The 14,171-nt window shown below is 29.8% G+C and carries 12 protein-coding genes; all 12 read right to left on the reverse strand.

The window, feature by feature from the left end; translation table 11 throughout:
- Positions 1-15: 15 nt before the first annotated feature.
- Entirely contained in the window at positions 16-2,430 is a 2,415-nt protein-coding gene (locus BN6774_RS11455; RefSeq protein WP_374111477.1) for an FtsK/SpoIIIE family DNA translocase, read from the reverse strand.
- Between the two features lie 129 nt (positions 2,431-2,559).
- Positions 2,560-3,288 carry a ClpP family protease gene (locus tag BN6774_RS11460; protein WP_066893748.1) on the reverse strand — a complete coding sequence of 243 codons (729 nt, stop codon included), beginning with the start codon at positions 3,286-3,288 and terminating at the stop codon, positions 2,560-2,562.
- A 46-nt stretch (positions 3,289-3,334) separates the two neighbouring features.
- Positions 3,335-4,537, reverse strand: a complete 1,203-nt coding sequence (dapG, locus tag BN6774_RS11465) for an aspartate kinase (protein WP_066893750.1) — start codon at positions 4,535-4,537, stop codon at positions 3,335-3,337.
- A gap of 18 nt (positions 4,538-4,555) precedes the next feature.
- Positions 4,556-4,882 carry a YlmC/YmxH family sporulation protein gene (locus BN6774_RS11470; protein ID WP_066893752.1) on the reverse strand — a complete coding sequence of 109 codons (327 nt, stop codon included), beginning with the start codon at positions 4,880-4,882 and terminating at the stop codon, positions 4,556-4,558.
- Positions 4,883-4,948: 66 nt separating this feature from the next.
- Positions 4,949-6,256 (reverse strand): M16 family metallopeptidase, encoded by a 1,308-nt coding sequence (locus tag BN6774_RS11475; protein ID WP_066893754.1) that lies wholly within the window; start codon positions 6,254-6,256, stop codon positions 4,949-4,951.
- Between the two features lie 125 nt (positions 6,257-6,381).
- The gene (locus BN6774_RS11480; RefSeq protein ID WP_066893756.1) at positions 6,382-8,490 is read right to left on the reverse strand and encodes a polyribonucleotide nucleotidyltransferase; all 2,109 of its coding nucleotides are present in this window, start codon (positions 8,488-8,490) and stop codon (positions 6,382-6,384) included.
- Positions 8,491-8,571: 81 nt separating this feature from the next.
- Positions 8,572-8,835, reverse strand: coding sequence for a 30S ribosomal protein S15 (gene rpsO, locus BN6774_RS11485; RefSeq protein ID WP_066893758.1), 264 nt, complete (start codon positions 8,833-8,835; stop codon positions 8,572-8,574).
- A gap of 129 nt (positions 8,836-8,964) precedes the next feature.
- Entirely contained in the window at positions 8,965-9,888 is a 924-nt protein-coding gene (locus BN6774_RS11490; RefSeq protein ID WP_066893760.1) for a bifunctional riboflavin kinase/FAD synthetase, read from the reverse strand.
- 11 nt (positions 9,889-9,899) lie between these two features.
- Positions 9,900-10,778, reverse strand: a complete 879-nt coding sequence (gene truB, locus BN6774_RS11495) for a tRNA pseudouridine(55) synthase TruB (protein WP_066893762.1) — start codon at positions 10,776-10,778, stop codon at positions 9,900-9,902.
- Positions 10,778-11,755, reverse strand: a complete 978-nt coding sequence (locus BN6774_RS11500; protein ID WP_066893764.1) for a DHH family phosphoesterase — start codon at positions 11,753-11,755, stop codon at positions 10,778-10,780. The genes truB and BN6774_RS11500 overlap by 1 nt, the downstream gene beginning before the upstream one ends.
- Positions 11,755-12,105, reverse strand: coding sequence for a 30S ribosome-binding factor RbfA (gene rbfA / locus BN6774_RS11505; protein ID WP_066893766.1), 351 nt, complete (start codon positions 12,103-12,105; stop codon positions 11,755-11,757). The genes BN6774_RS11500 and rbfA overlap by 1 nt, the downstream gene beginning before the upstream one ends.
- A gap of 18 nt (positions 12,106-12,123) precedes the next feature.
- Positions 12,124-14,169: a translation initiation factor IF-2 gene (infB, locus tag BN6774_RS11510; protein WP_066893768.1), complete on the reverse strand. Its 2,046-nt coding sequence runs from the start codon at positions 14,167-14,169 to the stop codon at positions 12,124-12,126.
- Positions 14,170-14,171: the final 2 nt, after the last annotated feature.

A 14,171-nucleotide genomic window follows, 5' to 3' on the forward strand; every position in this document is an offset into this window, starting at 1 on the left:
GTTTTACAAGTTTTTTTAATCATCTATATTCATTTCTTCTTTACTAACTAAAACCTGTCTTGGTCTACTTCCATCTTTTTCAGATATTATTCCCATTTCTTCAAGCTCATCCATTATTCTAGACGCTCTATTAAATCCGATTCTAAGCTTTCTTTGTAAGAAAGATGTAGAAGCTTGATTGTATTCAACCACAACTTTAATTGCTTCATTAATTAATTCATCACTATCATTATTCTCAGGACTTTTTCCAGTATCTCTGCTTTCATTTTCAATATGTTCAATTATTGATTCTTCATAATCTAGTACTTCATCTTCACTCTTTATAAAGTTTACAACCTTTTCTACTTCCTCTTCAGATATAAATGCCCCTTGAACTCTAATTGGTTTATTTTCTCCTATAGGACAATAAAGCATATCTCCTCTACCTAATAATTTCTCTGCACCTGTTTGATCTAATATAGTTCTTGAATCTATCCCTGATGAAACTGCAAAAGAAATTCTAGAAGGAATATTAGCTTTTATCACCCCTGTAATTACATCTACCGAAGGTCTTTGAGTAGCTATTATAAGATGCATTCCAGCAGCTCTAGCCATTTGGGCTAATCTACAGATATAATCCTCTACATCATTAGGGCATGCCATCATCAAGTCAGCAAGCTCATCTACAATAATAACTGTATATGGTAATTTTTCTTCTATTATCCCTTTATCAAATAATGCATTATAGCTTTCAATATTTCTTACTGAAGCATCTGCAAATAGTTTATACCTTTTATTCATTTCATTAACTGCCCAATTTAGTGCTGCTGCAGCTTTCTTAGGGTCTGTTACAACTGGTATTAAAAGATGTGGTATTCCATTGTAAACACTAAGTTCTACTACCTTTGGGTCTACCATTAAAAGTTTAACTTCTTTAGGACTATATTTATATAATAAGCTAACTATAAGAGTATTTATGCAAACAGATTTCCCTGAACCAGTAGCCCCTGCAATTAACATGTGTGGCATAGTAGATAAATCTCCAACTACACATTTTCCTGCTATGTCTTTTCCTAATGCAAAAGCTAATTTTTTATTAGTAGTTTCAAACTCCTTTGAGTCTAATACTTCTCTCAAAAACACTGCTGTTTGTTTACTATTTGGAACCTCAATTCCTATAGCTGCCTTTCCAGGAATAGGAGCTTCCATTCTAACACCACTTGCGGCAAGTCCTAATGCTATATCATCTTGCAGATTAACAATCTTTGAAACCTTAACTCCTGGACTTGGTTGAATTTCAAATCTAGTTACAGATGGTCCCTTTGTAACTTGTATCACTTTAGCATCAACGCCAAAATCATTAAGGATCCCTTCCAGCTTACCAGCATTTTCAATAAGTTCTTTTTTATCCTCACTTTTAAGTTTCATTTTACTATTTATATTTAATAGTTCCACCGAAGGATGTATATATTCCTTTTCTTCCTTCTTCTCCTCATATAAACTTTCTTCTATTTCCTTGCTAACAACTTCTTTAACTGAATTGTCTAACTTTTCCTTCTTTTTACTTTTTTCTTCATAAGTGCTTACTTTACTAAAGTCTTGTTTATCTTCATCAAAAACTTCAATATTAAAAGGATTAGAATCTGTTATAATCTTACTTTCATCTATTGATGCTTCTAAAATACTATCTTCTAATGAAGAATTTTTCATAAAATCTAAAATCTTTATCTTATTATTTATTCCATTTATAAATTCTTCTCTTTCTTTTTCTTCAATTTTCGGAACTACTTCTATCATAGGAGCATCTTCCTCTTTGCTATTCTTTTTTATTTCCTTCTCTTTTACTTTAGAATTTTCTCTATTTAATTTTCCTTTAAACATTATTACTACATCATATAGTGTTATATCAGAAGTAAGAGTGATACCTATTGATATTAAAGCTAAATATAGAATATATGATCCTATAAATCCTATTAATTTACTTAAAGGGTAAGTTATTAAATGACCTAAAAGTCCACCATGAATTCCATCTACTTCAACTATTTGTTTCCACGTTTCTGAAAAACCTTCTTTAATTTCTAGAACATTAATACTTGCAGTTGCACAACCTAAGGTAATTGAAATTAAGATTATTGTTATTCCAAAAACCCTCCTAGTTATTTTTATATTTCCTTTTGATGCTATAATATAATAACCAAAATAAATTAAGTATAATGGTAGAATAAAAGAAGATGTACCTATCATCTTATAAATTACTTCTTTAGATATAGTTGATAGGGCTCCTGCCCAAGTTGTATAAATAGCTATGCCTAGCAATACACCTAAAGCTATATAAATTACACCTTTAATATCTCCGTTTTCTTTTTTATTATTTTTCTTACTTGTGTCTTTTTTATTGCTAGTCTTTTTTACCTTACTCTTAGACACAGAATCACCTCGCCATTTTCCCATTTATTGTAAACTATTTCTTTACATAATATTATTATAAACTTTAATAAAAAAAAAGCAATTTAAATAAAAGTCTATTACTTAAATTGCTTCACTATTAATCATATTATTAAATGTTATTTTCATAAGTTATTATAATTCCTTATTATTTTCTTTTTCCTTTATTAAATCCTTTAATTTACATATTGCATCCTTTATTCCACCTTCTTCGTCTATAAGGCCGCATTCAACTGCTTGTTTTCCAATTAAAATAGTTCCCATATCATTTAAAAGTTCATCAGATTTTAACATCATTTTCTTAAGTTCTTCTTTTTTTATTTTAGAAGTCCTAACAATAAAATTGTCTATTCTTTCTTGCATCTTTTGAAAATAATTAAAGGTTTGAGCTACCCCTATTACGAAACCATTCATTCTAATTGGATGTACTATCATAGTTGCTGAAGGAGTTATAAAAGAATAGCTTGATGATGTTGCAAGAGGTACTCCTATGGAATGCCCACCTCCAATAACTATGGAAACTGTTGGCTTAGATAAAGAGTTAATCATTTCAGCTATAGCTAGACCTGCCTCTACATCTCCTCCAACGGTGTTTAGAATTATTAGTACTCCTTTAACTTTATCACTTCTTTCCATTGATATTAGCTGAGGAATCACATGCTCATACTTTGTTGATTTGCTTTGAGCTGGTAATACTTGATGTCCCTCTATTTGGCCAATTATAGGTAAAATTTGAATACTGTCATCTTGAGATGTTCCATTTGACGTTCCAAACTCTATAATTTCTTCTCTTTTTTCTTTTTCCTCTCTTAACTTTTCATCTTCTTTATTTTCACTATTTAATTTACTGTATATTTCTTGCATAATAAAATCCTCCTATACATTACTATTTTGTACAAGAGGATTTATTTTATTCACCCAAATTAAAAGCTTTATGAAGTAAATTCAAAGCAATATCTACATATTCAGATTTTATTAAGCACCATATAGTCATGTTAGAGTCAGCAGTTTGAAGAATTTCTATAGAATTCTCACCTAGAGTATTAATTATTTTTGCCATTATTCCTGGTACTCCTCTCATTCCAATGCCAACTATTGCAATGGTACTACAATCATCTGTAAATTTATAAACTAATTTATTTTTATTTAAAATTTCTTCAACCTTTTTCTTTTTATTTGAATTTATAGTAAATATTTGTTCAGTAGGAAAAATATTTATCAAATCTAAACTAACATTATTCTTAGCCAAAATTTCTAATAAATATCTATAATTATTATTATTTTTATTATCATTGAGTTTTATAGTTACTTGAGTCCTATTGTTTAAGTGAGTTATTCCGGAAATTATTTTTCCCTTATTTGTATCTCCAAAATCATTAATTAAAGTTCCCTTGGAATTATTCATAGTGTTTTTTATTACTATAGGTATATTGGCTTTTCTAGCACAGTCAACAGCCCTTGGATGTATAACCTTTGCACCTTGATCTGCAAGCTGAAAAATTTCATTATAGCTTATAGTGTTAATCAAAGTTGCCTCTTTAACGATTCTTGGATCTGCTGTCATTATACCATCAACATCAGTATATATTTCTATCTCATCAGCCTTTAAAGCTTCACCTAATATACAAGCGGATGTATCACTTCCACCTCTTCCAAGAGTAGTTAAATACCCTTCTTCAGTAATGCCTTGAAATCCTGCAACTATTGGTATTTTTCCTAACTTTATTACTTTTATAATATTTTCTGGATTTGTGTACAGTAATTCTGCTTCTGAAAAACTATCATTTGTGATTATACCTGCTTGACCACCAGTTAGTGGAATTGATTCTATTCCTTCATTTATTAGCATATTACTAATTACAACAGCACTAATAATTTCTCCACAACACATAAGCATATCTACAGCCTGTAGGTTATTTCTCTTAAAATTATCATCAACTAAAGACAATAATGTATCTGTTGCATAAGCCTCTCCTTTTCTTCCCATAGCTGAAACTACAATTACAGGAAAAAAGCCTTTTTGTAATGCTTCTTTAACTTTTGATACAACTTGTCCTCTTCTTTCTTTAGTGGAAACTGAGGTTCCACCAAATTTTTGTATAATTATTTTCAAGCAATAACCTCCCTAAGTTTACGCTCTTGCTCTCTTTATCTTATCCTTATCAGCTGAAACTACAATTACATTTGCACCAATTTTAGTAATATAGTTCCATGGGATTTCAACGTATTCCCTACCGCCGAACAATCCTAGTTTACTTCCAGCAACAGCAGCAACTATAAATTGTAAATTACCATCTTCATCAATAATAAAATCTAAAGCTTGTTGAGTATCATATTTTTCCGCTTCTTCAGTATTGAAAATTTCATATCTCTCTAAATCACTAAGTAGCCTATATCTTGACTCTCTTTTATCATCTTCCTCATAATACTTTTCACTTCTTCTATCATTTTTAAACATAAGATACACCTCCATATCATCTTATGTAAATCTTATGATAGAAAATTTAATTTTATTACTACTAATTTATACCCTTGAAAATCCTTCTATATTGGAGTTATCGTAAGCTTTAATATTAGGCTCTATAATATGATTTAGTTTTTCATAATCTATATCTTGACCTACATATGCTGAGCTTATTATACCTGGTTTAAAGCATGTACCTAATACATAATTTATGTCATCACCATTTATATTGTTAATTTTATTTATTACTTCTTCTTGAGTTTTAATTTTATTTTGTAATAGCATATTTTTAGCATTAGAAAACATTCTTGATGATGTACTTTCAAGACCTAATATATAGTTAGCCTTTATCTTTTCTTTATTTATTTCAAGAAGTTCTTTTGAAATTCCATTCTCAGCAAATTTCTTAAGTTCTTTATTAATAACACTTAAAGCTTTTTCTGCATATTGCTTACTTACTCCTGTATATATATTATTTATTCCAACACCTAAATATGGTTGACCATAAGAGTATATAGTGTAGCATAGTCCTAGTTCTTCCCTTACTTTTTGAAATAATATTGATGAGGCTCCGCCCCCAAAAATATTATTAAGTAAAACTAATGAATAAGCTTTTTCATGAGCATAAGGAAGTCCTTTTAAAGCTAAATTTATGTGAAGTTGTTCAATTTGCTTATTTGTATATTTGCTATCCATTAATAAAATAGGACTCTCATATTTAGGAGAATAATCCTTATCTACTTCCCAATCCCCAAAATTTTCTTCAAGAATTTTCATTAATTCTTTTTCATCAAATTTACCGCATATAGAAACTACTGAATTAAGTGGATTATAATGAGATCTAACAAAATTCTTTATTTTTTTGCTATCAAAAGATTTTATATTTTCTATTGTTCCTAATATAGGATAGGATAATGGATTATTACCAAAAATAGCTTGAGCTTGATTATTATCTAAAACATCTTCAGGAGAATCTTCACTCATATTAATTTCTTCAATTACAACCCCCTGTTCTTTTAATATTTCTTCATCATCAAATTTAGAGTTTATAATCATATCTGCTAATATTTCTATGGACAAGTCTAGATGTGTACTTAAGTTTTTTATATAGTAACAAGTAGCTTCTTTACTTGTATAGGCGTTTATTTGTCCACCTACATTTTCTATTTCTTGAACTATGTCTTTTGAAGTTCTTTTTTCTGTCCCTTTAAAAAACATGTGTTCAATAAAATGAGAAATACCATTTAAGCTTAAATCTTCATTTCTAGAACCATTTTGAACCATTACTCCTACACTTATGGAGTTTACATGCTCAATATATTCAGTAACTACTCTTAAACCATTTTTTAATTTATAAAAATTATACATACGCCCTCCTTTATTATCTTGTTATATATTAATATTATTCTATTTTATCTTATACTTATGTAGTAATAATAAAAATTTTATAATATAAAGAAAAAAGGCAATAAATTGCCCTTTACTATGATTTTTTATTCAGTTTTCTCTTCTTCTGAACTATCTATTAAAGCATCTTTTCTAGAAAGATTTATTCTTCCTTGATTATCTATTTCAGTTACCTTAACTAATATTTCGTCTCCAACTGAAACAACATCTTCTACCTTGTTAACTCTTGCCTTATCTAATTTTGAAATATGACATAAGCCTTCTTTGTTAGGAAGAATTTCAACGAATGCTCCAAAAGTAGCTATTTTAGTTACTTTTCCTAAGTAAACTTCTCCAGCCTTAACTTCTTTAGTTAAACCTTCAATAATAGAAATGGCTTTCTTAACACCTTCATGATCTGGTGAAGATACAAATACTGTACCATCTTCTTTTATATCTATTTTAACTCCTGTTTCTTCTATAATCTTATTGATTACTTTACCACCAGCACCTATTATATCTCTAATTTTTTCTGTATCTACAGTAATAATAGAAGTTTTAGGTGCATATTCTGAAACTTCTTTTCTAGCTTCTGGAATACATTCTGTGATTTTATCTAAAATTTCTAGTCTAGCTTTTCTTGCTCCTGTTATAGCATCTTCTATAACCTTAAAGCTTAAACCTTTAATTTTTGTATCTACTTGAATAGAAGTTATTCCTTCTACAGTACCTGCAACCTTAAAGTCCATATCAGCAAAGAAATCCTCGATACCTTGAATATCTGTTAAAACTTCCTCTCTTGAAAGGTCTTCTGAAGTTATAAGTCCCATAGCTATACCCGCTGCTGGTCTTTTTAAAGGCACACCAGCATCTAATAATGCTAAAGTACTTCCACATACAGATGCTTGAGAAGTTGATCCATTAGAACTTAATACTTCTGAAACTAATCTAATAGTATATGGGAATTCTTCTTCTGAAGGTATTAATGGCTCTAAAGCTCTTTCAGCTAAAGCACCATGACCAATTTCTCTTCTTCCTGGACCTCTTAATGGCTTAACTTCCCCAACTGAATATCCTGGGAAATTATAATGGTGCATATATCTCTTTGATTCTGCTTCACCTATACCATCTATAATTTGGATATCTCCAACTGCGCCTAAAGTAGCGACAGTCATAACTTGAGTTAATCCTCTTGTAAATAATCCAGTTCCATGAGTTCTTGGTAATATTCCTACCTCACAAGATATTGGTCTAACTTGATCAAATGCTCTTTCATCTGGTCTTCTATGATGATTTAAAAGCATATCTCTTACAACTTCTTTTTGTAGGTTATACATTATTTCTTTTATATCACCTATATTATCTGGATATTTTTCTTCAAATTCTGCATAAACTTTTTCATTAATTTCGTCAATAGCAGCGTTTCTTTCATCTTTATCTGTTATCCACATAGCTTTCTTTATCATATCGCTAGCAAATTCTCTTATTTCGCCTTCTAATTCTTCGCTTGGTTTATATAGTTCAGGAACTATCTTTTCTTTTCCAAACTTCTTCATAGCTTCTTCTTGGAATTTAACTATATCTTGGCAACTATCAAAACCAAACTTAATAGCATCAAGCATTACATCTTCTGGTATTTCGTTACCACCAGCTTCAATCATCATAACTCTTTCGCTAGTTGCACAAACAGTTAATTGAAGAATGCTTTCTTCTCTTTCTTTAGATGTTGGATTTAAAATGAATTTCCCGTCGATTAGGCCTACTTGCACAGCTGCAACAGGTGTCGTAAAAGGAATGCTAGATAAGCATAATGATAATGACGCTGCATTGATAGCTAGAATTTCTGGTAAATTATCTTTTTCAACTGATACTACTGTACAAACTACTTGCACATCGTTTCTATATCCCTTTGGAAACAAAGGTCTTAAAGGTCTATCTACTGCTCTTCCAAATAAAATAGCATTTTCTGAAGGTCTTCCTTCTCTTTTTATAAATCCTCCTGGGATTTTTCCTACTGAGTATAATCTTTCTTCATATTCAACACTTAGGGGGAAGAAATCTATACCCTCTCTTGGTTTTTCTGAAGCATTAACATTAGTTAAAATTACTGTGTCTCCATAGCTAATAAAAGCAGCTATATTTGATAACATTCCAATCTTACCAAATTCTAACTTAAACTCTCTTCCAGCTATAGTTGTTTTCATTACATTGTTCATTTTGTAACCTCCCTTCAAGGCTTCTCACTTATCATTTAAAATTGTTAAAATAATAGAGCGGCTTAAAAACCGCTCTAAGGACTATCTTCTTAAGCCTAATTTTTTGATTATAGCTCTATATCTTTCGATATCTTGATCAGCTAAGTAGTTTAGAAGACCTCTTCTTCTACCAACCATCATTAAAAGACCTCTTCTTGAGTGGTGGTCTTTCTTGTGCATCTTTAAATGATCAGTTAAAGAATTAATTCTTTCTGTTAATAAAGCTATTTGCACTTCTGGTGAACCAGTATCTCCTTCGTGTCTTCCGTATTCTTTAATTATTTCTTGCTTTCTTATTGCGTCCATTAATCGCACCTCCGTAAAATTATCCCCTATATCCATGATGTGAGCTAGCACCCTCATATCTTAGAATTAGGTTCTTCCTTGCTATTATAACAAATCATATTATTATTGTAAATTATAAATTTATAATAATTAGATTATTATTTCTTTATTTTTAATAAATTCTTCATCTTTCTTTATTTGTAAAACTAGCTCATCTAAAGAATCGAATTTAATTTCTCCTCGTATTCTTTCAATAAAGTATACTTTAAGTTCTTCACCATAAATCATTTCATCAAAATTTAAGATGTATGTTTCTATAGTTAATTCTTGCCCATTTACTGTTGGATTATTCCCAACTGAAGTAAGACCTTTATATTTATTGTTCTTATATTCAACATTTGTATAATATACTCCATTTGAAGGGATTATCATTTTTTCATTAAAATTTAAATTTGCAGTAGGAACTCCTATTGTTCTTCCAAGTTGTTTACCATGAATAACTTTTCCTTTAATTAAATATGGTTTTGAAAGCATTTTAGTAGCTTCAGAAACATTTCCTTCTAAAATACAATTTCTAATTCTGGTACTACTTATAGCTTTATCTTCATATGTATATGGTTCAATTATATATAATTCATATCCATATTTTTCTTTAAGCTTTTTTAGTAACTCTATATCCCCTAAATTTTTGTGACCAAATCTAAAGTTAAATCCTACTACTATTCCTTTTACATTATATCCTTCACACAGTAATTTAATGAAATCCTCTGCTTCTATTCCCATAAATTCCTTTGTGAAAGTTCTAAGTACTACTATATCAACATTTTCTTCTTCTAAATATTCAAGTTTAGTATCTAAATCCATAATTAACTTAGGTACGCAATCAGGTTTAACTACAGTTTTTGGATGATTTTTATAAGTAAAAACCATACTTTTCCCATTTTTCTCTTTAGCAACTTCAACTGTTTTTCTAACAAGGGATAAGTGACCATAATGAAGTCCATCAAAGCTTCCTAGTGCAACATAATTAGCACTCTCTTTATTATCCATAATAATATCATCTATTACTATCATATCTTGCTCTCCTAATTAATTAACAATTTTTCTATCTTAAAGCCCTGATGATTGCTCTTTCCAAGTCCTATAAAATTATTGTCTTCATCATAAACTCTATATAGTTTATCAACTTCAATATTATCTCTTGTAAATCTTTTATCAAAAACTCTAACACCATTAATTAAAAGTCTGCAATAATTATTTAAAACAACTATTTTATCATAAGCATCTAAAGCATCTTCTATCCTTATAATAAAGTTTTTAATATTTTCTGAATTTATTTCACTTATATTTATTGAATCATCTTCAGAAAATTTAGAGGTTTTACTTCTCTTTAGCTTTGTCATAGCTGCACCTACCCCTAATTGCTTTCCAATGTCATAACAAAGACTTCTAATATATGTGCCCTTTGAGCATGTTACTTTCATACATATATATGGATTGTTAATTTTAATATCTTCAATATTATATATACTTATAATTCTTCCTTCTCTTTCAACTTCTATGCCTTTTCTTGCAAGTTCATAAAGCCTTACGCCATTTTGCTTTAAAGCTGAATACATAGGTGGAATTTGGCTATATTCACCTATAAAAGAATTTATAACATTTAAAATTTCTTTGTTATCTATATTAGATGGATCTTTCTCTTCAATTATTTCTCCTTCTAAATCATATGTTGTTGTAATAATACCAAGTTTTAATTCAACTTCATACACTTTATCTGAATTCATAATATAATCAATAATTTTAGTGCCTTTTCCTATGCATACCGGAAGTACACCTGATGCTTCTGGATCTAAAGTGCCAGTATGTCCAACCTTTTTTGTTCCTGAAGCCTTTTTAATTATTCTTACAACATCAAAGGAAGTCATACCAGTATTTTTAAAAATGTTAATTACTCCATCCATTATAACAACTCTTTCTCTATTTCTTCTAGAATCTTATCTTTAGCTTCTTCTAAACTTAAACCATTCATTGTTATCCCAGCAGCCTTTACGTGACCACCACCACCTAGTTTTTCCGCTATTTTTCTAACATCAATTTGATTTTTAGATCTTAAACTTGCCTTTGACCCATTGTCTGTTTCTTTTATTAATACTGAAACTTCTACACCTTTGATTTGTAACCCAAAAGAGATTATATCTGAAGTGTCACCAATTTCTATATTAAGTTCTTCACCATAAGACTTTGGTATTTTTATAAGAGAAACTTTCCTATCTAATAATAACTCCATATTATTAATTGATTTCCCTATTAATCTTATTTTTTCAAAACTATTATTATCGAATAGACTTTGATAAATATAAGTATTATTTACGCCAAGTTCTTTTAACTTTGATGCAATTTTATGAGTTCTAGAGGTAACATTTGAGTGTCTAAAGCCACCAGTATCAGTTACTAAAGAAGTATAAAGACATGTTCCTATTTCATATAAATCTTCATTAACTTTATCAAAATTAATTCCTAGAGTTTCTAAAAGTTCAAATATTATTTCGGCTGTTGCTGCTGCATTAGTATCAACATAATTTAATTCACCATATTTATCATTGGAAATATGGTGGTCTATATTAATTATTGTTCCTTTAAATTCTTTTAGTTCTGCTGATATACGTTCAAAATTGCCACAATCTACTACAACTACTAAATCAGTTTCACTAAGTGGTTTTGTTACTAACCCATTAGCTTCATTAGAACATTTTAGAAATTGAAGATTATCTGAAATTATATCCTTTGAAATTAAATAAGCGTCTTTATTTAAAAATTTTAAAGCATTTAATAGTGCAAGTGCACTACCTACTGCATCACCATCAGGTGATACATGGTAGGTAATGCCTATCTTACTACTTCTTAATATTATTTTACTAATATCTTGTAAAGTATTCATTACTTATCTTTAACCTTATCTATAAGCTCTTCAATTCTCATACTATAGCTTATTGAATCATCTAATTCAAAGATTATTTGAGGAGTATTTCTTAAGTTCATTCTTTGACCTACTTCTCTTCTTACATATCCACTTGCACTTTTTAATGCAGCAAAGGTTTCGTTTTTTTCTTCTTCAGTTTTACCAAAAATACTTACAAATACCTTTGCATATCTTAAATCCTTACTAACCTTAACTGATGTTATTGACACCATAGCAGTCATTCTCGGATCTTTAATTTCATCTCTTATAATAACGCTTATTTCTCTCTTTACTTCTTCATTTATCCTTCCGCCTCTATAATTAGCCATTTAAAATCACCTCTTTGTTTAAAGCTGCTTTCTTTCAACTGCTTGCATACTGAAGGATTCTATTACGTCGCCTTCTTTTATATCATTGAACTTTTCAACACTTAAGCCACACTCATATCCTGTGTTAACTTCTTTTGCATCATCTTTAAATCTTTTTAATGATGCTAGCGTTGATTCGAATATTACTATTCCATCTCTTATAACTCTAACTTCTGAATTTCTTAAAATCTTACCATCAGTAACATAACAACCAGCTATAGTTCCCACATTAGAAATTTTGTAAACAACTCTAACTTCGGCTTTACCATTTACAACTTCTTTATATTCTGGATCAAGCATTCCTATCATTGCTGATTTAACATCTTCTATTGCATCATATATTATTCTATAAGTTTTAATTTCTACTCCTTCTTTATCTGCTATTGTACTAGCATTTGAGTCAGGTCTTACATTAAATCCTATTAATAAAGCATTTGATGCTGTAGCAAGAGTTACATCTGTTTCTGTTATGGCACCAACTCCACCATGAATCACTCTTACCTTTACGTCTTCAGTAGAAAGTTTTTCTAAAGATTGTTTTATAGCTTGAACTGAACCTTGAACATCAGCTTTTACAATTATACTAAGTTCTTTAACTGTTCCCTCTTGAATTTGGCTATATAAATCTTCTAATGAAACTCTATTTGCTGAATGGAAACTTTCGTCTTTAATTTTTTGTTTTCTAGTTTCAGCCATATTTCTTGCTGTTTTTTCATCTTTTACAACTGTAAATCTATCTCCTGCAGATGGAACTTCTGAAAGACCTAATATTTCTACTGGTATTGAAGGTCCTGCATTTTTTATTGATTTACCCTTGTCATCAAACATTGCTCTTATTCTACCATAAGTAGAGCCTACTAAAATAGAATCTCCAACATGTAATGTTCCGTTTTGGATAAGTAAAGTTGCAACTGCTCCTCTACCCTTATCAAGCTTAGCTTCTATAACTGTTCCCTTTGCTTTTCTCTTTGGATCTGCTTTAAGCTCAGCCATTTCTGATGTTAGTAATACCATTTCTAATAATTGATCTAAATTTTCCCCAGTTTTAGCTGAAACAGGAACACAAATAGTGTCTCCACCCCAATCTTCTGCAACTAGTTCATATTCTGTTAACTCTTGTTTTACTCTGTCTATATTAGCTCCTGGTCTATCTATTTTATTTATAGCTACTATCATAGGAACTCCAGCTGCTTTACAGTGGCTTATAGCTTCTTTAGTTTGTGGCATTATTCCATCATCTGCAGCAACAACTAATATAACTACATCTGTAACTTGTGCTCCTCTTGCTCTCATTGCAGTAAAAGCTTCGTGGCCAGGAGTATCTAAAAATGTTAATTTTTCTCCATTTAAATTAACAGTGTATGCTCCTATATGTTGAGTAATTCCACCAGCTTCGCTAGCAGTTACTTTTGCTTTTCTTATAGCATCTAAAAGTGAAGTCTTACCATGGTCAACGTGACCCATAACTGTAACTATAGGTGGTCTCTTAACTAAGTTTTCTTCCACTACTTCTTCTTCTTCAACTATTTCTAATTCTTCTTTTTCTTCTTTTTTAACAACTAAGCATTCATATTTTTCACACACTTTTTCAGCTGTTGCAAAATCTATTTCTTGATTTATTCCAGCCATAACACCTGTAAAAATAAGAGTCTTAATAACATCTGCAGTTGGTTTTCCTAATTTTTCAGATAATTCTTTAACAGTTATAGTCTCTCCAATTTCAACTACTCCTGATCCACCTTCTCCAATAGTTTCAACTAATTCTTCATTTTTCTTTCTCTTTTTCTTTTTAGCTTGATTATTAACTTCTTCTGCTAAAATTTCTTCATATTCATCTACTATTGTTTTATTATCAGGATTTTCTGTTTCACCTATTAATTCTTTAATTAATTCTGCATCCTCATCTTCTATAACGCTCATATGATTTTTTACATCAACGCTAAATTCATTCATTAATAATTCTATAAGTTCCTTTGAACTTATTTTAAGTTCTTTTGCCAATTCATATACTCTGATTTTTGACAATA

Source organism: Clostridium nigeriense (assembly GCF_900086595.1).
Classification (GTDB): Bacteria; Bacillota; Clostridia; order Clostridiales; family Clostridiaceae; genus Clostridium; species Clostridium nigeriense.